The following is an 18,658-nucleotide window of genomic DNA, read 5'->3' as shown; positions in this document are numbered from 1 at the left end:
GAACCCCGGGCGGGTGTCAACCGCGAGGGGACTGGCGAGGGGTCAGGCGAGGGGGCGGGTGGCCGCGTCGAGCCAGGCAAGGGCGGCCGCGTCGAGGTGGGGCCCGAGGGCGTCGCGGACCCGGGCGTGATAGGCGTCGATCCAGGCGCGCTCGGCCGGACTCAACAGGTCGAGGGCGATGAGGCGCCGGTCGAACGGCGCGAGCGTCAGGGTCTCGAAGCCGAGCATCGGCCGTTCGCCGCCGGGAATCGCGCGCGGCTCCACCAGCACGAGGTTCTCGAGGCGGATGCCGTATTCCCCGGCCCGGTAATAGCCCGGCTCGTTGGAGAGGATCATGCCGGCCTCCAGCGGCACGGTGCCGGTCTTGGCGATGCGCTGCGGGCCCTCGTGGACGGAGAGGAAGGCGCCGACGCCGTGGCCGGTGCCGTGGTCGAAGTCGAGGCCGGCCTCCCACAGGGCGGCGCGGGCGAAGCCGTCGATCTGCGCGCCCGTGGTCCCCTTGGGGAACACCGCCCGCGCGATGGCGATGTGGCCCTTGAGCACCCGGGTGAAGCGGTCGCGCATGAGGTCCGTCGGCGCCCCGACGGCCACCGTGCGGGTGATGTCCGTGGTGCCGTCGGCGTATTGCGCGCCGGAATCGACGAGGAAGAGCTCGCCCGGTTCGACCCGGCGGTCGGTCTCGCGGCTCACCCGGTAATGCACGATGGCGCCGTTGGGGCCGCTGCCCGAGATGGTCGGGAACGAGACGTCCTTCAGCAGGCCGCCCCGGCTGCGAAAATCCTCCAGGGCCTCGACGGCGGCGATCTCCGTGAGGGTGTCCGCCCCGTCGATCCAGGCGAGGAAGCGGACCACCGCGACGCCATCGCGAAGATGTGCCGCGCGGGTGCCGGCGATCTCGGTGTCGTTCTTCACCGCCTTGAGGGCGGTGATGGGGTCGGGACCGGTCTCGGCGACGCCGCCCGCGGCCTCGATCCGGACCTTGAGGGCGATGGCCGCCGTGGCGGCGTCGAGGCGGATCTTCCGACCCTTCGCGATGCCGTCGAGGGCGGCGTCGAACTCCGCCTTCGGCCGGAGGTCGGCCAGGGGCGCGAGCGCCGCGCGAAGCTCCGGGGCGATGTCGGGCGAGGCGAGGAACAGGGTCGGGCGCTCGTCCAGGGGCAGGATCGCGTAGCCGAGCGCCAGGGGCGTGTGCGCCACGTCCGCGCCGCGCAGGTTGAACGCCCAGGCGAGGTTGTGCGGGTCCGAGATCACCAGGGCGGCGCACGCGGCCTGGGCGAGGGCCGCGCGGATGCGGGCGAGTTTTTCGTGCGCCGCCTCGCCCGCCAGAGCGAGGGGATGGGCCACCACCGGACCGGCCGGTGCGCCCGGCCGGTCGCGCCACACGGCATCGACGGGGTTGGCCGCGACGGCGCGGAGCGTCGCCCCGGCCCTGTGCACGGCGCGCTCCAGGCGGGCGACGCCGTCCGGCGTGTGCAGCCACGGATCGTAGCCGAGCACCTGTCCGGCCCCGAAATTCGCGCCGATCCACGCCTCGACGTTCGTCTCGGCGAGCTGGACCGGGGTGAGGATCGCGGTGTCGACCTGGGCCGGGGCCTGGAGGGTGTAGCGCCCGTCCACCACCAGGACGGCGGCCTCCTCCAGGATCACCGCCGTGCCGGCCGAGCCGGTGAAGCCCGTGAGCCAGGCGAGGCGCTCGGCGCCGGGGGGCACGTATTCCGACTGGTGCTCGTCGGCCCGCGGCACCACGAATCCGTCGAGCCCCTGCGCCGCCAGGACGCCGCGCAGGGCGGCGATGCGAAGAGCCCCCTCGCGGTGGCTCGGATCGTCGAAGGTCTGGAAGCGGGCGCGCGTCATGCGGCCAGGGTTACGCCGGGCGGTTCAGTGCGGCAACCATCTGCGCAAGGGGCGGGGCGCCGCGCCGCCGCGCTTGAGCACGAGGGTGGCCCAGCCCTCGATGAGGCCGTGGCGGGCGAGGTGGAAGCCGCGATGGCGGTAGGTCGAGAGCACGCCCGGCACGTCGCGCTCGATGAGGCCGGAGAGGATGAGGATGCCGTGGTCCGCCACCACCGCCGTGAGCGAGGGGGCGAGGCCTTTCAGCGGACGCGCCAGGATGTTGGCGAACACCACGTCGAACCGGCGCGGCCGGGCGGCGAGGGCGTGGCGCACGCCCGGTCCCTGGTAGAGCCTCAGGTTGGGGCCTAACCCGTTGAGGCGGGCATTGCCGATGGCCGTCGTCACCGCCTCGGGGTCGAGGTCGCCGGCGATGACCGGAGCGTGCAGGGCTTTGGCCGCCGCGAAGGCGAGGATGCCGGTGCCGGTGCCGACGTCGAGGACGTGGGCCGGCCGCCCGCGCTTGAGTCGGTCGGCCAGCGCCCGCAGGCAGCCGAGGGTGGTGCCATGGTGGCCGGTGCCGAAGGCGAGGGCCGCCTCGATCTCGATGGCGAGGTCGTTGACCCGCACGGTGTCGCGGTCGTGGCTGCCGTGGACGAGGAAGCGGCCGGCCCGCACGGGGTTGAGCCCTTCGAGGGACGCGCGGACCCAGTCCTGCTGGTCGATGGTCTCGAAGGTGGCGACATCGGCCTGATCGCCGACCACGGGCCGGATGAGGTCGCGGACCATGGCCTCGTCCGGCGCGTCGGCGAAGTACGCCTCCAGGCGCCAGGTCCGGCCGTCCTCGGCCTCGAAGGCGGCCACCGCCGTCTGCGTCGGGTCGAACATCTCGCCCAGGAGGTCGGTCATCGCCTTGGCCGACCCCTCGTCGGTGAGGAGCCGGAGCACGTGGGTCGGGCGGTGGGGAGGCAGGCCTTCGAGCATGGACGAGGGCTCTAACATCCCGGACGATGCGTCGCCACTGTCGCGAAAATCTTACGGAACGCGGACCGAGGTTCCGCGTTTGTCCTCGCTTCCCGGCGTCGGTTCGATCATCGCGGGTGCCCGTGTGCGTATGAAAATCAAGAGACCCGGCGGTCGAACGCCGGTGGTCATGGCGGAAATGTCCAAGTCCCGCAGGCGCCTCGCCCGCGGACGCGAAGGGATTCTCGACGCCGAGGCGCTGACGGCGCCGCTGCCGGGCTCCATGCTCGTGCTGCTCAGCCGCCTACACCGCTCCGAGACCCGCCTGCGCGAGGACGAGGACCGCTCGGCCTGAGGCGCGTTCCCGGTCCAGGGCGAGTCATGGTAGGTCCGTGGCGTCGGCCAGCTGCGACGGGACCTCGACTATGACGGGATGCGCGAATGGGCGATGTGGGCCTGCTGAACCGGTCCTGATCTGATCTTGGATTTGATCTTGGACCGGCTCGGCCTCACCCCCGACGAGTGGACCGCCATCGCCCTGAGCCTGCGGGTGGCGGCCGTCGCCACCCTCGCGAGCCTCGGGCCCGGCCTCGCCGTGGCCTGGCTGCTGGCGCGCAGGCGTTTCCCCGGCCGCGGCCTCCTCGACGGGCTCGTGCACCTGCCCCTGATCCTGCCGCCGGTGGTGACGGGCTACCTCCTGCTCCTCGCCTTCGGGCGGCGCGGCACCTTCGGGGCGGCTCTGGCCGAAATCGGCATCGTGCTGTCGTTCCGCTGGACCGGGGCGGCGCTTGCCTGCGCCGTCATGGGGTTCCCCCTCATGGTCCGGGCCATGCGCCTGTCGCTGGAGGCCGTGGACCGGCGGGTCGAGCAGGCGGCGGCGACCCTCGGGGCCTCGCCGTGGTCGGTCTTCCTCACCGTGACCCTGCCGCTCGCGCTCCCCGGCGTGCTGGCCGGCGCCGTGCTGGCGTTTGCGAAAGCCATGGGCGAGTTCGGCGCCACCATCACCTTCGTGTCGAACATTCCCGGCGAGACCCAGACCCTGCCGTCGGCCATCTACACCCTGACCCAGGTGCCGGGCGGCGAGGCGGGCGCCCTGCGCCTCACCCTGATCTCCGTCGCCCTGTCCATGGCGGCGTTGCTCGCCTCCGAACTCCTGGCCCGGCGCCTCGCCCGCCGCCTGGGGGCCGGATGAGCCTCGACCTCGACGTTTCGCTGACGCGCGGCGCCTTCCGCCTCGACGTCGCCTTCGCGGCCAGCCCCGGCCTCACCGCCCTGTTCGGGCCCTCGGGTTCGGGCAAGACCACGGTGATCGACTGCCTCGCCGGCCTCGTGCGCCCCGACCGGGGCCGCATCGTCGTGGCGGGCGAGACCCTGCTCGACACGCACCGTCGCATCGACGTGCCGACCCATCGCCGCCGCATCGGCATGGTGTTTCAGGAACCGCGGCTGCTGCCCCATCTCAGCGTGCGCCAGAACCTCGATTACGGCCGGCGGTTCTTCGCCCGCGGACAGGCGGCGAGCCCCGGCCTCGCCTTCGACGACGTCATCGGGCTGCTCGGCATCGGCCACCTCCTGGCGCGGCGCCCCGCCGGCCTGTCGGGCGGGGAGGGCCAGCGCGTCGCCATCGGCCGGGCCCTGCTGTCGCGGCCGCGCCTGCTGCTCATGGACGAGCCGCTCGCCGCCCTCGACGCCGCGCGCAAGGCCGAGATCCTCCCCCTCATCGAGGGCCTGCGCGACGGGGCCGGCATCCCCATCGTGTATGTCAGCCACGCCGTGTCGGAGGTGGCGCGCCTCGCCGACACCCTCGTGGTGCTGGAGGCCGGGCGCGTCGCCGCCGCCGGCCCGGCCGAGGCCCTGCTGCGCCGGGGCGAACTCGGCCCCGACCACGCGGCGCAAGGCGGCAGCCTCCTCGACATGGTGGTGGCCGGGCACGATCCCGCCTCGGGCCTGACCCACCTCACCGGCATCGCCGGCGCCTTGAGCGTGCCGCGCCTCGACCGGGCGGTCGGCACGCCCGTGCGCCTCCTCGTGCCGGCCCGCGACGTGCTGGTGGCGACGCAGGCGCCCGTGGGCCTCAGCGCCCGCAACGTCCTCGCCGGAACGGTGCGCGACCTCACCCCCCTGGGGGAGGGGGCCGTGCGCGTCACCCTCGAGTGCGGCGGCGCGGCCCTGGCCGCCCGCCTCACGCAGGCCTCCGTGCGCGACCTCGCCCTCGCGCCGGGCCAGCCGGTCTTCGCTGTGGTGAAGAGCGTCGCCTTCGATCCGCAGGGCATCGGCACCGGCCGGGGCCTCGGCGCGGTGGAGATCTGAGGGCTCTTCGCAGTGCGCTGTTGGAAGCCCTTAAGATTCGACGGATCGCCGCAAGGCTCCCTTGACGACACGACGCGAGACCGGGGGGCGGGGGTGATTTCTTAAGGTTCGATTCAGGCCCCGCGCGTTGAATGGTGTCCTGTCATCAAAGGAGGCGAGGGGCGTACGATGTCGATCTCGACCATTACCGCCACCCCCGCGTTCCGGGGGCCGGGCGCCGGTCCGGCTCCGGTCCAGCCCGTGACGCGCGTCGCGGCGCCGGAGCCCCTCGCGCCCGCCGTGCGCCTCGACATCCGGATCCCGGCCCCGGAGCGCGATGCGCCCCGGCCCGCGACGGACGCGGCGGCGACGCCCAACGAGGCCCGCATCCGCATCGACCGGGACACCCGCACGGTGGTCTACCAGGAGGTCGACCCGGCCTCCGGCGACGTGATTGTCCAGTTGCCCGATCCGGTGATCCTGAAAGCCCGCGCCTACGCCGAGCAGGCGGCCGCCGCCCGCGCGACCACCGAGCACCCCCTCGACCGCACCGCCTGACGTCCCCGTCCACCCGACCGCCCTCGACCGACCGCCCTTGGCGGACCCGGCCGGGGGCGTTCGCATGGGTGGCGCAGGCACCGGAACGCGAAAGGCCGGGGCGAACCCCGGCCTTTCGTTTCGTCCGAACCGCCGGCCCGGAGGCCGGCGGCGTATGTCTTAGCGGAGCAGCTGCAGGATGCCCTGCTGCGCCGTGTTGGCGAGGCCCAGCGCCGAGATCGCCAGGGAGTTGCGGGTCGACAGGGCCTGGGAGTTGGCGGCTTCCTCGTTGAGGTCCGCGTTCGTCAGGTTGGCCGAGCCGGTGTCGAGGACGCTGATCAGGTTCTTCGAGAAGTCCTGGCGGTTCTGGACCACAGAGAGGTTCGAGGCATAGGTCGCCGACTGCGACTGCAGGTTGTTGGCGGCCGAACGGATCGAGCTGAACACGTCGTTGATGGAGGCGTTGTCCTTGAAGTTGTCGGTGGTCACCGCCTTGAGGCCGAGGGTGTCCGAGCTCGTCGCCTTGCCCTGAACGGTGATCGACGAGCTCTGGGCTTCGTTGAACGAGACCTTGAGCTGGTCGCCCTTCAGCAGGTTGACGCCGTTGAAGCTCGAGTCGTTCGAGAGCTGGTCGATCTGGGTCAGGAGGTTGTTGTAGTCGGTGACGAGCTTGTTGCGGGCGGTGAGGCCGTCGCCGCCGATGGTCGCGGTGGCGGCCGTCGTCAGAAACGAGTTCGCACCACCCGTTGCGCTGCCACCGAGGGTCAGCTGCTGCGAGCCTGCATCGTTGTTGGTGGAAATGGACAGCTTTCCGGTTCCATCGATGGACGCCTGCGCATTGGCGGAGCCGAGCGCATCGTTCAACTGATCCAACGTCGAGATCTGGCCCGCCCCTGTGCCGAAGGTCAGGGCCGTGGTCTTCGCAGTCGCACCCGAGCCGACGGTGACGGACAGGACCTTGTTGTTCAGGTCCGCCGTGGAGCCGTTGGCGCCTTTGCCGGCCGCGAACTGCGAAGTGGTGCCGTAGCCGAGATTCGCCACGAGGGACGTCGCCGTCGAGCCGTTCGCAAGATTAACGGCGGTCTTGGCGTCCTTCGCCTTGAACGTGAACTTGTCGGCCGTCGGGTCGAAGGTCGCGCTGACATCACCCTTGGTGGCGGAGACGACTTTCTGCGCGAGGGTGTCGAGCGTGTCCGTCTTGGACACACTCACGGACGCGCCGTTGACGCTGAACGAGTCGCCATCGGCGAAACCCAGCGCGGTGGCCTTCGTCGATCCCGTGACGTTAGCGGCCGTGACCGAAGCTACCGTCGAGGTGGCCGCGCCGAGGAGGTCGGTGGCCCCCTGGCTGGCCCCCACCACGAACTTGCCGCTCGTTGCCGTGCCCGAGAGAACTAGGGTGTTCGTCGCGAAGGTCGCCTGGACCGCCGAACCGCCCGCCGTCAGCTGTGTGTTGATGCTGTTCAACAGGGTGGTCTGGTTGGTGATCGTGCCATCGAAATCCAGGTTCAGATCGACGCCGTCGACCTTGAGGGTCTTGCTTCCGGTCAGGGCGAGGATGGTGGGATCGTCGAGAGTGGTCACGGCGCCGGTGGTCACCTGGGCGGCACCCGCGCCGACCAGCGAGGGAACGGCTCCGAGAGCCTCGGTGGGACCGGTCGAGAGCAGGTTCGTGTCGACGGCGCCGTTGAGGGCCTTCGACGTCAGACTGGCCTTGGCGGTGAACGCCGAGGTGGCCGACAGGGCCTGCTGGGCGGTGGACTTCAGCTGGTCTGTCAGCTTGGTCAGGCTGGTGATGCCCCTGGAGGCGGCCTGAATCGTCTGAATGCCGTTGCTGATGCCGTCGAGAAGGCTCGAGATGCCGGACGAGCGCGAGTTCAGCGACTGGGCGGTGAAGAAGTTGACCGGCGAATCGAGGGCCGAGTTGACCTTCTTGCCTGTCGAAAGGCGGTTTTGGGTGGTCGAGAGAAGGTCCGCGGTGCCCTGCAGCGAGAGCAGGTTCTGGCGGGTCGCGGCCGAGAGGGTGATGCCGGAGGACATGAGGTTCGATCCATTCTGATCGGTGCGTCTCCGTTTTTGGAGACAGCGCCACAGGACCACACTCCCCTTGCGATCCTGTTAAATGTTGTGATGAACGCTCCCTGTTCTGGAATGGGCGGATCTTATGCAATTCAAGAAAAGTATAAACCGGTCAATTGGTTAGTTGGGTGCCGCCCGAGCCGCGTTTAGAACCCGTTAACCATGCGGGGGGAAGAATGGCCGCAGACCGCAACCCCCGCGAGACCTCATGCCCCTCAAGATCGAGCTGAAGCCGTTCGAGCGCCTGCTGATCGGCGGGACCGCGATCCGCAACGGATCGCGGCGTTCCTCGTTCGTCATCGAGACGGTGACGAACTTTTTGCGCGAGAGCGACATCATCCTCGAGAGCGAGGCCGACACCGCCTGCAAGCGCCTCTACCTCACCCTGACGGTGCTGTACCTCGCCGAGCCGACGCCCGAGGCCGAGGATCTCTTCATCCGGCAGGCCAACGCCCTGATGGAGGCGGTGCCCACCATGAAGCCGTACATCCGCGACATCCACGACTTCGTCGCCGGGCGCGAGCTCTACCGCGCGCTCAAGCGCTGCAAGGACCTGATCCAGTACGAGCAAGCCCTAAGCGACCGCCTCGCCCCGCCGGCCGGGACCGGCGAGGGGGGCTGATCGCCTATCGCGCGGATGCGGCGACGTTGGGGATCAGGCCCGGGGGCACGAGCCCCGTCGCCCGGGGCGGCGCGGCTTTGGCCGGCATCACCTGGGCGGGCGCGGGCTTGAGGGTCGGGCGCGGCGTGATGGAGCCCGTGGTCGCCACCTCCGGCATCGGCGCGATCGGGCTGTCGATGCCATAGATGTCGTCGCGAAAATGCGCGCGGCCGTCGGGGGTGGCGTAGCCGGTCAGGTACACGAAGGTCACGGGGATCTGCTTCGGCAGCTTGATGTCGAGGCGCTCGTTGGTGGCGATGTGGCTCTCGATCTCCATGGGCCCCCAGGTCGAGGCGCCGCCATTGGGCCCGGGCGTGCCCTCGAGCAGCCAGCCGGCGAGCTCCTTCACCTGCGCCACCCGCACGCAGCCGTGGGAGTGGAACCGCACCTCGCGGGCGAACAAGGATTTCGACGGCGTGTCGTGCATGTAGACCGCCTGTTTGTTCGGCATGTCGATGCGGACCTGCCCCAGGGAATTGTCGAGGCCGGAATCCTGCCGCAGGGTGTAGTTCGCCGCCTTCTCGCTCGCCCAGTCGATGGTGGTCGGGTCGACCACGACGCCGCCGGGGCCGAGGATGCGGATGCGCTCGCGGGCGAGGTAGCCGGGGTCTTTCCGCATCTTCGGGATGATCTCCTTCTTGATGATGGAGACCGGCAGGGTCCAAGTCGGGTTGAGGTTGACGTCGGTGATGCGCGCCTCGATACGCGGCGTCGCCTTGTCGGGCTTGCCGACCACGGCGACGTAGCGGCGCACCACGGTGCCGCGCTCCACCGCCTCGACGGTGGCCGACGGGATGTTCACCACCACGTAGCGGTCGCCGAAGGCGAAGGTCGAGCCGATCTGCCGGGCGGCGGACGCGGCGAGCTGGCGCTGGCGGGTGGCCGCCGGCACGTTCAGCGCCGCCACGGTCTGGCGGCCGATGAGGCCGGTCTCGGGCAGGCCGTGCCGGGCCTGAAAGCTTTTGACCGCCGCCGCCAGGGGCGCGTCGAGGAGGTCAGAGGCCGGCGCGTCGGCGGGGAGATCGCCCACGAGGGCGAGGTGTTTTCTGAGCGCCGGGATGGCGGGGTCGCGGGCGCCGGGCTTGACCACGAGGCCGGGCGGCAGGCTCGCCCAGCCGCCGGCATCCGCCATGGCCTGGTAGCGGTCGGCCATCTTCAGGGTGTCGAGGAAGGTGGCGGGGCTGAGCGTCGGCATCGGATCGGCCGAGACCCGGGCGACGACGAGGGGCGGCAGCTCGCGCGATTTTTTCGGAGCGGCGTCCTTCGCCAGGGTCTCGGCGGTCGGCGTGCCCGCCGGCACGATGGCCTGCACGGCGGGCGTCGCCGGGGCGGAGGCCGCCAGCGGGTCGAGGCGCGGGGCCTCGGCCTTCGGGGTTTCCCTCGAAATCTCCTTCGGCGCCTCGGATTTCGGCACGGCCTTCGGCGGCACGGGCGCGGCCGGTTCGGCCTGGGCCAGGGCCATGGGTGACAGGCTCGCGCACAGGGCGGTGACGAAGAGCATGTGGCGCGAAAGCATCGCGGATCCCCGAAGCGGCAAGTGTCCCCGACCATGCGGGGCGTTGGTTACCATTCCCCTGCCGGCCCGCACGCGCGCCTGACGCCGGCGGCCGCCCGCCCTACGTCATGCGCGAAACCGCACATCGGAGGGACGGGCATGGCGAACGACCAGAAGACTCGCGACCAGGATTCCACCCATCGAGCCCCGAACCGGCATCCCGCCCTCCGGGCCGGCCGCACCGCCGTGGTCACCGGCGCCGCGAGCGGCATCGGGCGCGCCGCCGCCATGCGCTTCGCCGCCGCGGGCATGAACGTGTGGCTCGCCGATCTCCCCGGAGACGCCCTCGATCGGGCGCGCGCCACCGTGGCCGCCGCCGGGAATGGGACGGTGCGTGCGCTGCCCACGGATGTGGGCGATCGCGACGCGATGGAAGCCCTGCGCGACGCCGCCTCGGCCGACGGGCCGCCGGCCGTCGTCATGCTCAACGCCGGCATCGAGGCCGGCGGAAACCTGTTCTCCGACGCCGACACCTGGCGCCGCATCCTCGACACCAACCTGTGGGGCGTGATCAACGGCGTCCACGCCTTCGCGCCGGCCATGATCGACGGGGGCGAACCGGGTGCGATCATCGTCACCGGCTCGAAGCAGGGCATCACCACGCCGCCGGGCAACACGCCCTACAACGTCTCGAAGGCGGGGGTGAAGGCGGTGACGGAGGCCCTGGCCCACGACCTGCGGAGCCGGGACGGGGCGCAGGTGAGCGCCCACCTCCTGATTCCGGGCTTCGTCTATACCGGCCTGACGAAAGCCCGCGGCGTCGCGACGAAGCCGGAGGGCGCCTGGACGCCGGAGGAGACCGTGGACATCCTCCTGGCCCGCATGGCGCGGGGCGACTTCTACATCCTCTGCCCCGACAACGAGACCACCCGCGCGCAGGACGAGCGCCGCATCGCCTGGGCCGCCGGCGACGTCATCGCGAACCGCCCGGCCCTGTCGCGCTGGCATCCGGAGTTTTCGGAGCCGTTCAAGGCCTTCATGGAGGGGTAGGCCCCGCCCGCTGGCGAAGCTCTTGCTTGAAGGCTAAGCCTGACGCCGCGCTTCGTCGGTCGCTCCACGACCCGCGGACCCACGCGTGAACCGAACCCCGGGAGCCGCCCTTGGCCACCATCATCCCCGTCGCCTCCTTCGATTGCGTCGTGTTCGGCGCCACCGGCGACCTGACCACGCGCAAGCTGCTGCCGGCGCTCTACTACCGGTTCAAGGATGGACAGATTCCCGGCACCAGCCGGATCATCGGCGCCTCGCGCTCGGAGATGAGCGCCGAGGCGTTCCGCGAGCGGGCCCGCGACGCCATCAAGCGCTTCGTGCCCGCGAGCGACGTGGTGGAGGACAGGCTCGCGGCGTTCCTCGACCACCTCGACTACGTCGCCGTGGACGGGGCCGGCAACGACGGCTGGGCGGACCTCGCCGCCAAGCTCGCCGAGCGGCCCGACCAGGTGCGGCCCTACTACCTCGCCACCTCGCCCGACCTCTACGGCTCCATCTGCCAGAATCTGGCCGCCCACGGGCTCATCGGGGAAAAATCCCGCGTCGTGCTGGAAAAGCCCATCGGCAAGGATTTGAAATCGGCCCGCGCCATCAACGACGCCGTCGGTAAGGTCTTTCCCGAAGAGCAGATCTTCCGCATCGACCACTACCTCGGCAAGGAGACGGTCCAGAACCTCCTGGCCCTGCGGTTCGCCAACACCATCTTCGAGCGCCTGTGGACGGCCGACGTCATCGACCACGTCCAGATCACCGTGGGCGAGACCGTCGGCGTCGAGGGCCGGGCCGGGTACTACGACACGTCGGGGGCCCTGCGCGACATGGTGCAGAACCACATGCTCCAGCTGCTCTGCCTCATGGCCATGGAGAGCCCCCTGTCGCTGGACGCCAATTCCGTGCGCGACGAGAAGCTGAAGGTGCTGCGCGCCCTGAAGCCCATCACCCCGCATGACGTCCAGACCGTGACCGTGCGCGGCCAGTACGCCGCCGGCGCCGTGTCGGGCCAGCCGGTGGAGAGCTACCGCACGGATCTCGGCGCCGACGCCCAGAGCCGCACGGAGACCTTCGTCGCCCTCAAGCTCGAGGTGCAGTCCTGGCGCTGGGCCGGGGTGCCGTTCTACCTGCGCACGGGCAAGCGCCTGCCCCAGAAGCTGTCCGAGATCGTGGTGCAGTTCCGCGCCTCGCCGTTCTCGATCTTTCCCACGGAGGCGTTCGGGCGCGAGCCCAACCGCCTCGTCATCCGGCTCCAGCCCGAAGAGGGGATCAAGCTCGAGGTCATGACGAAGGACCCCGGCCCCGGCGGCATGCGCCTCAGGCCGACCAACCTCGACATTTCCTTCGAGGAGACGTTCAAGCAGCGCTACCCGGATGCCTACGAGCGCCTGCTCATGGACGTGGTCCGCGGTAACGCCACCCTGTTCATGCGCCGCGACGAGGTCGAGGTCGCCTGGGCCTGGGCCGACTCCCTGCTCAAGGCTTGGGCCGACCGGCCCGAGCCGCCCCGGCCCTATCCGGCCGGAAGCTGGGGACCCACCGCCGCCATCGCCCTCATCGAGCGGGATGGACGCACCTGGCACGAAGAAGTGCGTTGACGGGACCGGACGGCCGCCCGCTTGCTGGCGGCCGTCCCTCGACACCCGCGCGGTCGACTCCTACAACGGAAGTATAGGCCACGCGATTTTTCAGAACTGTTGACCGATGAACAAGATCGAGCCGGGCATCGGCATCAACCGGCGCTACCTTCACGACGAAGTCGTCGATCGGATGCGTGATCTCATCCGGTCCGGCGAACTCGAACCGCGGGCCCGCATCAACGAGGGCGAGCTGACCGAGCGCTTCGGCATCTCGCGCACGCCCCTGCGCGAGGCCATCAAGATCCTGGCGACGGAAGGTCTGCTCGAACTCCTGCCCAATCGCGGCGCCCGGGTGGCGAGCCTGTCGCAATCCGAGATCGAGGAGATGATCGAGGTCATCGCCGGGCTGGAGGCCACGGCCGCCGATCTCGCCTGCCGCAGCATCACCGACGAGGAGATCGCCGGGATCGAGCGCGATCACCTCGCCATGGTGGCCGCTTGGAAGGCCGGGGAGGAGGGGGCGTATTTCGGCCTCAACCGCGCGATCCACGACGCGATCATGGCGGCGAGCCGCAACGCCACCCTGGGCGGCATCTACGCCAGCCTGTCGGGCCGGATCCAGCGCTCGCGCTACGCCGTCCACCAGACGCCGGAGCAGTGGGCGCGGGCGGTGTCCGAGCACGAGCGGATGATCGAACTCCTGCGCGCCCGCGACGGCGAGGCGTTCGCGGTCCTCATGCGGGCCCATATCCGCGCCCGGACCCCGATCATCACCGAGAATTTCGCCGCGGCCGACTGATCCCGGCTCCGGCCGGTCTCAGGCGACGTTCCCGTTAGGCGACGTGCCGGCCGGGGCCGGCCTTGCCCGACGCCCGCCGCCGGTGGGAGCGGTGCGGTTCGGCGCGGCCCTGGGCTTCGAGGCCGCGCAGGGCCGCCACCATGGAATCCGTCCGGTCGCGCAGGTCGGCCGGCCGGCGTTCGCCCGCCGCGTCGTTCCGGCGGGCGAGATAGAACGCGGTCGCGAGGGCGGCGAGACTGCCGCCGAAGGGCGCGGTGATCACGGCGAGCGCCACGCTGGTGGGCGCGACGGCGGCGGCGGTGCCGAGGCCGGCGGCGATGGCGACGAACATCAGGGGAAACATGGGGCGCCTCCGAAGGCGGAGAGCCTGCCCGAGCGGGCGACCTCCGGCCACCATTCACGGCCGCCAGGGTAAACCGATGGTAAACGCGGTCGCTTACGACCCCGGACACGGCGGTGCCGCGGGCGTTTCGGGGGAGACGCTCAGGCGACCCGCGCGATGGCGTCGCCCAGGATCGACACCATGGCGTCGATCTGTCCGGCCTCGACGATGAGGGGCGGCGACAGGGCGACGATGTCGCCGGTCACCCGCACCAGCAGGCCGCGCTCGAAGCAGTCGACGAAGATTTCGTAGGCCCTGGCCCCCGGTGCGCCCTCGCGGGGCGCGAGCTCGATGCCGGCGACGAGGCCGAGGCTGCGGATGTCGATGACGTGGGGGGCGCTTGCCAGCCCGTGCACCGCCTCCGCCCAGGTCTCGCTCGAGCCGGCGGCGCGGGTGAGAAGCCCTTCGCGGGCGTAGATGTCGAGGGTGGCGATCCCGGCCGCGCAGGCCGCCGGATGACCCGAATAGGTGTAGCCGTGGAACAGCTCGATGGCGCCCTCCGGCCCGTGCATCAGGGCGTCGTGGACGGTGCGCGCCGCGAACACCGCCCCCATGGGCAGCGCCCCGTTGGTGAGACCCTTGGCGGTTGTGACGAGGTCCGGGACCACGCCGAAATAATCCGTGGCGAAGGGCGTGCCGAGGCGGCCGAACCCGGTGATCACCTCGTCGAAGATCAGCAGGATGCCGTGGCGGGTGCAGATGGCGCGCAGGCGTTCGAGATAGCCCTTCGGCGGGATCAGCACGCCGGTGGAGCCGGCCATGGGCTCGACGATGCAGGCCGCGATGGTCTCGGCCCCATGGAGCGCGACGAGGCGCTCGAGGTCGTCGGCGAGCTCCGCCCCGTGCTCGGGCTGGCCCCGCACGAAGGCGTTCCGGTCGAGGTCGTGGGTGTGGCGCAGGTGGTCGACGGCGGGCAGGAGCGGGAAGACCCGGCGGTTGTTGACGAGGCCGCCCACCGAGATGCCGCCGAAGCCGACGCCGTGATAGCCGCGCTCGCGCCCGATGAGCCGGGTGCGGGTGCCTTGGCCGATGGCGCGCTGGTAGGCCAGGGCGATCTTGAGGGCGGTGTCCACGGATTCCGAGCCCGAGCCCGTGAAGAACACCCGGTCGAGATGCGCGTCGGGGCCGCCCGGCGCCATGGCGGCGAGGCGCTCGGCGAAGTCGAAGGCGATGGGGTGGCCCATCTGGAACGACGGCGCGAAGTCGAGGGTGGTGAGCTGACGCTCCACGGCGGAGGCGATCTCGCGCCGCCCGTGCCCGGCATTGACGCACCACAGGCCGGACGTGCCGTCGAGGACGTCACGCCCGTCCGTGGTCGTGTAGTGCATGCCCTGCGCCGACGCGAACAGGCGCGGCGCCGCCTTGAACTGCCGGTTGGCGGTGAACGGCATCCAGTAGGCGTCGAGTCCGGGGGCGTTCGCGGTGGCGGGCATGCGGGTCCTCTCCTGTCCGGCGGAGTTGACCCGGCTTCGCACCTGCGAACAAGCTTTTTCGCACCGCCCCCGTCCTCGCGACCACCGTGCGACGGTCTCAGAAGCGGTAGCCGAGGCCGGCCCCGACGATGACCATGTTCAGATCTGTATTGGCCTTCATCCCCGCGATTTCGTAGGTCTGCGGCGGGACGAAGACGTACTTGACCATGGCGTTGGCGAACCAGTTGCCGGTGAGGTGGTAGTCGAACCCGACCTGGAGCACCGGGCAGATCAGCGACGCCACCTTGAAGGTCGGTATTCCCGGGGCCGGATCGACCGAGATGGGCATCATCGCGCTGACGCCGACGCCGAGGTGGGGATTGAAGGCCGCGTCCGGCAGGAAATGATACCGCACCACGCTGGAGACGACGGCGTTCCAGATCGATCCGACGGCGACGTCGCCGACGAGGGAGCCCCGGATCACCGGACGGTTGCGGACCGGACCGGCCTGGCCCGACACGGAGAGATGATCCGTGAGGAAGTAGGACAGGTCGAAATCGGGCAGGATTGCGGCCGGCGTGTCGACGCGGCCGCCGATGGGATCGATGCGGGAGGTCCGCTCCGTCGGGATCATCCCGACGAGCCGGCCGTGCACGAGCCAGTCCCCCGCCCGCAGGCCGACCGTCGTGGGGGCCGCCGCCGGACCGGGCGGCTCCGCCGCGTAGGACGATCCGGACCCCGGTGGGACCGCGCAAAGGCCGACGAGGGCTGCGATCAGGGACGTCTCGAACTTCGACATGAGGTGAGGCCTTCGGAAAACGTGTCCCGGCGGATGGGCGTCGGCGCTTCTGGAACGTGCAGCGGTCGGTCGTGCGAAACGGATGCCGCACGGGACGCCACTCTTCGAGCGCCCTCGAATGCGTAACGGATAAATCTTACGAAAATTGCAATCTCCGAAGCTGTTGGTCGTGATATATAGTGTGTATCATCTGACATATGCGATCGTTTGACGTTTGGTTAATCGTGAGTGGGAAATATCAAGGGCCGCCGCGATTTCGCGAGGTCGGCGCGGCAGCGTATTAGGGTCTCTGCTGCAGCAATGTCCGGCAGCCGCGACGGTCCGTGCGGCTATATCGGTCGGCGGCCGAAAGAAGCACACCCGATGTTCCTCGATCTCGCCACCCTGCATTTTGCCAGCGCCACCAGCCGCTGCGCCTACGTGATCGTCTTCCTCGTGATGGCCCTGAGCCAACGCGGCCAGATCTTCCTGTGGCATTGGATGGGGGCCATGGCGGCCTCGATGGCGGGGTCGTTCATCATGATGGGCGTTCCGCCGGAGACCCTGCCGTCCGTCCCCGTCACGATGGTGATCTACTGGCTCTACGGCGCGAGCCTGGTCCTGTCCTGGACGGGGTTCCGCAGCTTCTTCGGACGGCCGGTGAAGATCGGGCTCGGCGCGTTCCTCGCCGTCCTGCCGGCCGTCCTCTATCCCATCGTGCTCGCCACCGGTCTCTCGACCCGGTTCGCGCTCGCCGCGGTCTTCGCCAACTGCTCCGCCGTGGCGGCCCTGACGTCCTACGAGAGCTTCCGCAGGATGCCGGGCGTCGCACGGCTCTGGTCCCAGTACATCGAGGCCGTGGCCTTCGGGGCCTACGCCCTGATCCTCCTGCTCTCCATCGGGATGCTGCTCGGCACCGACCGGCCGATCGCTTCGGCGGAGAGCGCGCGGGCCTCCCTCATCCTCGATCAGGTCGCCGGCGTCTTCGTCTATTTCGGCTACGTCGCCATGACGGCCGAGCGGGCCAACCGCCGCCTCGTCCGGATCGCCGAGACGGACCCGCTCACGGAGCTCTACAATCGGCGGGGGCTGGCGGAGGCGTTGCACCAGCGCTTCGCGGACCGGGACGGATATCCGTCGGCCGGCCTCCTCATCGCCGATATCGACCACTTCAAGGTCATCAACGACGCGCACGGCCACGAGGGCGGCGATCGTATTCTGATGGCCTTCGCGAAACGGATGTGCAGCGCCTTTAGGGGCACCGATCTCGTCGCCCGCTGGGGCGGCGAGGAGTTTCTGGTCGTGCTGCCGGGGGCGACGCAGCGGGAACTCGCCGCCGTCGCCGAACGGTTGCGGGCAAGCGTCGCGGAGGAGCCGTTTTCCCTCCGAACCGGCGCCCTCGCCGTGACGATCAGCATCGGCATCACCACGATGGACCCGAACGACAACGACTTCGAGCAGGCCGTGCAGCGGGCCGATGCCGCGCTCTATGCGGCCAAGTCCGGCGGCCGTAACCGGGTCTGTTCTGCCCCCGCGGCTGCGTTGCCGGACGGCGTGCCGAAGAACGATGTACAGGAGGACGGCGTACAGACCCGATGCGACGACGCGGCGTTCGCCTGACGTCGGTCGGCCCATGGAAGGATCGCGGATGGCGCCGGGCGTCGAAGACGAGGACCGGGTCGGGGGCATCGCGGCGGCGCCGCGCCGCCGGTCCCTGCTGTTCTACACCCACGCGGTGACGGGCGGCGGGGCCGAGCGGGTGTGGGCGCTGCTGGCCTCGGCCCTCGCCGCGCGGGGCCATGCGGTGACGCTGGCCTACGACCACGAGGCCAACGGCCCGGAGGCCGGCCTCGACCCGCGCGTGCGCCTCCTCGCCCTGGGCAGGAACCACGCCGTCGCGGTGGCGCGCCTCGCCCGCCACCTCGCGCGGGACAGGCCGGACGTGTCGCTCTCGGCGCTCGGCGTCTCGAACCTGAAGCACGCGGTGGCGGCCGGCCTCGCCGGGCGGCGGCGCCACGCCGTCCTCTCGTTCCACGGCCATCCCCAGAGCGAGCCGCAGCGCCTCAGCCGCCTCGGCAACGCCGCCACGCCGGTGCTGGCGCGCCTCACCGCCCGCTCGGTCTTCGTCTCGGACGGGCTGATGGCGCATTATGTCGCCGCGGTCGGCGCCGTGCCGGGGCGGTCGGTGCGCCTCCACAACCCCGTCGAGGTGGACGCCGCCGTGCCGGCCCGGGATGCCGCCGAACTCCGCGCCCGTCCCCGCCGGGTCCTCGCCGTCGGACGCCTCGCCCCGGCCAAGGACTTTTCGACGCTCCTGCGCGCCTTCGCGCTGGTCCGGCCCGACGCCGAGCTCGTCCTCGTCGGCGAGGGGCCCGAGCGTCCGGCCCTGGAGGCCCTGATCCGCGACCTCGGCCTGTCGGCGCGCGTCACCCTGGCGGGCCACGTCGAGCGGCCGTGGCAGCTCTACCGGGAGGCGGCGTGCTTTGCCGCCTCGTCGCGGGCGGAGGCGTTCGGCAACGTCCTCGTCGAGGCCCTCGCCCACGGCCTGCCCGTGGCCTCGACGGCCTGCGACGGGCCGGTGGAGATTCTGGAGGGCGGACGCTTCGGCGCCCTCGTGCCGGTGGGCGATGCCGCGGCGCTGGCCGCCGCCATCGACGGCATGCTCGACGAGCCCGGTCCCCCCGCCCCACGGGTCGCCCGGGCGGCCCTGTTCTCGGTGGCGGCGGCCGTGGCCGGCTACGAGGCCCTGTTCGACGGCCTCCTCGACGGCCTCCTCGATGGCTTCCTCGACGGCCCCGCCCGGCCGTGACGG

The 18,658-nt window shown here is 70.8% G+C and carries 17 protein-coding genes; 10 read left to right on the top strand and 7 right to left on the bottom strand.

Annotated features, from left to right (window positions below; all coding sequences use genetic code 11):
* Window positions 1-42: 42 nt before the first annotated feature.
* Both FV218_RS00955 and FV218_RS00950 read right to left on the bottom strand, forming a co-directional pair.
* Window positions 43-1,854: an aminopeptidase P family protein gene (locus FV218_RS00955; RefSeq protein ID WP_147708373.1), complete on the bottom strand. Its 1,812-nt coding sequence runs from the start codon at window positions 1,852-1,854 to the stop codon at window positions 43-45.
* 24 nt (window positions 1,855-1,878) lie between these two features.
* Complete coding sequence (locus FV218_RS00950) at window positions 1,879-2,814, bottom strand: 50S ribosomal protein L11 methyltransferase (RefSeq protein ID WP_147708372.1); 936 nt, start codon at window positions 2,812-2,814, stop codon at window positions 1,879-1,881.
* A 178-nt stretch (window positions 2,815-2,992) separates the two neighbouring features.
* On the opposite strand from FV218_RS00950, the gene FV218_RS00945 reads away from it, so the two are divergent.
* The 4 genes from FV218_RS00945 (at window position 2,993) to FV218_RS00930 (ending at window position 5,640) form a co-directional block, all read left to right on the top strand.
* A complete protein-coding gene (locus FV218_RS00945; RefSeq protein WP_244474900.1) occupies window positions 2,993-3,148 on the top strand; it encodes a hypothetical protein in 156 nt (51 codons plus the stop codon).
* A gap of 126 nt (window positions 3,149-3,274) precedes the next feature.
* Window positions 3,275-3,985, top strand: a complete 711-nt coding sequence (modB, locus tag FV218_RS00940; protein ID WP_147708370.1) for a molybdate ABC transporter permease subunit — start codon at window positions 3,275-3,277, stop codon at window positions 3,983-3,985.
* On the top strand, window positions 3,982-5,103 hold the full coding sequence (gene modC, locus FV218_RS00935) for a molybdenum ABC transporter ATP-binding protein (RefSeq protein WP_147708369.1): 1,122 nt from the start codon (window positions 3,982-3,984) through the stop codon (window positions 5,101-5,103). The genes modB and modC overlap by 4 nt, the downstream gene beginning before the upstream one ends.
* 168 nt (window positions 5,104-5,271) lie before the next feature.
* The gene (locus FV218_RS00930) at window positions 5,272-5,640 is read left to right on the top strand and encodes a hypothetical protein (protein ID WP_147708368.1); all 369 of its coding nucleotides are present in this window, start codon (window positions 5,272-5,274) and stop codon (window positions 5,638-5,640) included.
* Window positions 5,641-5,799: 159 nt separating this feature from the next.
* On the opposite strand, the gene FV218_RS00925 is transcribed toward FV218_RS00930, so the two are convergent.
* Complete coding sequence (locus FV218_RS00925; RefSeq protein WP_147708367.1) at window positions 5,800-7,659, bottom strand: flagellar hook protein; 1,860 nt, start codon at window positions 7,657-7,659, stop codon at window positions 5,800-5,802.
* A 247-nt stretch (window positions 7,660-7,906) separates the two neighbouring features.
* Here FV218_RS00925 and FV218_RS00920 point away from each other — a divergent pair, with 247 nt between their 5' ends.
* On the top strand, window positions 7,907-8,320 hold the full coding sequence (locus FV218_RS00920) for a flagellar biosynthesis repressor FlbT (protein WP_056088583.1): 414 nt from the start codon (window positions 7,907-7,909) through the stop codon (window positions 8,318-8,320).
* A gap of 4 nt (window positions 8,321-8,324) precedes the next feature.
* On the opposite strand, the gene FV218_RS00915 is transcribed toward FV218_RS00920, so the two are convergent.
* Window positions 8,325-9,875, bottom strand: coding sequence for a L,D-transpeptidase family protein (locus tag FV218_RS00915; protein ID WP_147708366.1), 1,551 nt, complete (start codon window positions 9,873-9,875; stop codon window positions 8,325-8,327).
* 138 nt (window positions 9,876-10,013) lie between these two features.
* Between FV218_RS00915 and FV218_RS00910 the strand changes: the two genes are divergently transcribed.
* From FV218_RS00910 to FV218_RS00900, 3 genes are all read left to right on the top strand, one after another.
* A complete protein-coding gene (locus FV218_RS00910) occupies window positions 10,014-10,904 on the top strand; it encodes an SDR family NAD(P)-dependent oxidoreductase (RefSeq protein ID WP_147708365.1) in 891 nt (296 codons plus the stop codon).
* A gap of 110 nt (window positions 10,905-11,014) precedes the next feature.
* Window positions 11,015-12,493 (top strand): glucose-6-phosphate dehydrogenase, encoded by a 1,479-nt coding sequence (gene zwf / locus FV218_RS00905; RefSeq protein WP_147708364.1) that lies wholly within the window; start codon window positions 11,015-11,017, stop codon window positions 12,491-12,493.
* Window positions 12,494-12,599: 106 nt separating this feature from the next.
* Window positions 12,600-13,274 (top strand): GntR family transcriptional regulator, encoded by a 675-nt coding sequence (locus FV218_RS00900; RefSeq protein ID WP_056088567.1) that lies wholly within the window; start codon window positions 12,600-12,602, stop codon window positions 13,272-13,274.
* A gap of 34 nt (window positions 13,275-13,308) precedes the next feature.
* Here FV218_RS00900 and FV218_RS00895 read toward each other — a convergent pair whose 3' ends face one another.
* From FV218_RS00895 to FV218_RS00885, 3 genes are all read right to left on the bottom strand, one after another.
* On the bottom strand, window positions 13,309-13,617 hold the full coding sequence (locus tag FV218_RS00895) for a hypothetical protein (RefSeq protein ID WP_147708363.1): 309 nt from the start codon (window positions 13,615-13,617) through the stop codon (window positions 13,309-13,311).
* A 140-nt stretch (window positions 13,618-13,757) separates the two neighbouring features.
* The gene (locus tag FV218_RS00890; RefSeq protein WP_147708362.1) at window positions 13,758-15,089 is read right to left on the bottom strand and encodes an aspartate aminotransferase family protein; all 1,332 of its coding nucleotides are present in this window, start codon (window positions 15,087-15,089) and stop codon (window positions 13,758-13,760) included.
* Window positions 15,090-15,186: 97 nt separating this feature from the next.
* Window positions 15,187-15,867, bottom strand: coding sequence for an OmpW family outer membrane protein (locus FV218_RS00885; RefSeq protein WP_147708361.1), 681 nt, complete (start codon window positions 15,865-15,867; stop codon window positions 15,187-15,189).
* Window positions 15,868-16,230: 363 nt separating this feature from the next.
* On the opposite strand from FV218_RS00885, the gene FV218_RS00880 reads away from it, so the two are divergent.
* Complete coding sequence (locus tag FV218_RS00880; RefSeq protein WP_187272925.1) at window positions 16,231-17,466, top strand: GGDEF domain-containing protein; 1,236 nt, start codon at window positions 16,231-16,233, stop codon at window positions 17,464-17,466.
* Between the two features lie 28 nt (window positions 17,467-17,494).
* Entirely contained in the window at window positions 17,495-18,655 is a 1,161-nt protein-coding gene (locus FV218_RS00875; RefSeq protein ID WP_187272924.1) for a glycosyltransferase, read from the top strand.
* The last annotated feature ends 3 nt before the right edge of the window (window positions 18,656-18,658 follow it).

Source organism: Methylobacterium sp. WL69, from assembly GCF_008039485.1.
In the GTDB taxonomy this organism is placed as follows: Bacteria; Pseudomonadota; Alphaproteobacteria; order Rhizobiales; family Beijerinckiaceae; genus Methylobacterium.
The sequence above is the reverse complement of the archived record's forward strand: the minus strand, read 5'-3'. Positions and strand labels throughout refer to the sequence as shown.

Bases quoted from the DNA above. Each gene is read 5' to 3' on its own strand.
- FV218_RS00955 (WP_147708373.1), bottom strand. From the start codon at position 1,854: ATGACGCGCGCCCGCTTCCAGACCTTCGACGATCCGAGCCACCGCGAG.
- FV218_RS00950 (WP_147708372.1), bottom strand. From the start codon at position 2,814: ATGCTCGAAGGCCTGCCTCCCCACCGCCCGACCCACGTGCTCCGGCTC.
- FV218_RS00945 (WP_244474900.1), top strand. From the start codon at position 2,993: ATGTCCAAGTCCCGCAGGCGCCTCGCCCGCGGACGCGAAGGGATTCTC.
- modC (WP_147708369.1), top strand. From the start codon at position 3,982: ATGAGCCTCGACCTCGACGTTTCGCTGACGCGCGGCGCCTTCCGCCTC.
- FV218_RS00930 (WP_147708368.1), top strand. From the start codon at position 5,272: ATGTCGATCTCGACCATTACCGCCACCCCCGCGTTCCGGGGGCCGGGC.
- FV218_RS00925 (WP_147708367.1), bottom strand. From the start codon at position 7,659: ATGTCCTCCGGCATCACCCTCTCGGCCGCGACCCGCCAGAACCTGCTC.
- FV218_RS00920 (WP_056088583.1), top strand. From the start codon at position 7,907: ATGCCCCTCAAGATCGAGCTGAAGCCGTTCGAGCGCCTGCTGATCGGC.
- FV218_RS00915 (WP_147708366.1), bottom strand. From the start codon at position 9,875: ATGCTTTCGCGCCACATGCTCTTCGTCACCGCCCTGTGCGCGAGCCTG.
- FV218_RS00910 (WP_147708365.1), top strand. From the start codon at position 10,014: ATGGCGAACGACCAGAAGACTCGCGACCAGGATTCCACCCATCGAGCC.
- FV218_RS00900 (WP_056088567.1), top strand. From the start codon at position 12,600: ATGAACAAGATCGAGCCGGGCATCGGCATCAACCGGCGCTACCTTCAC.
- FV218_RS00895 (WP_147708363.1), bottom strand. From the start codon at position 13,617: ATGTTTCCCCTGATGTTCGTCGCCATCGCCGCCGGCCTCGGCACCGCC.
- FV218_RS00890 (WP_147708362.1), bottom strand. From the start codon at position 15,089: ATGCCCGCCACCGCGAACGCCCCCGGACTCGACGCCTACTGGATGCCG.
- FV218_RS00885 (WP_147708361.1), bottom strand. From the start codon at position 15,867: ATGTCGAAGTTCGAGACGTCCCTGATCGCAGCCCTCGTCGGCCTTTGC.
- FV218_RS00880 (WP_187272925.1), top strand. From the start codon at position 16,231: ATGTTCCTCGATCTCGCCACCCTGCATTTTGCCAGCGCCACCAGCCGC.
- FV218_RS00875 (WP_187272924.1), top strand. From the start codon at position 17,495: ATGGCGCCGGGCGTCGAAGACGAGGACCGGGTCGGGGGCATCGCGGCG.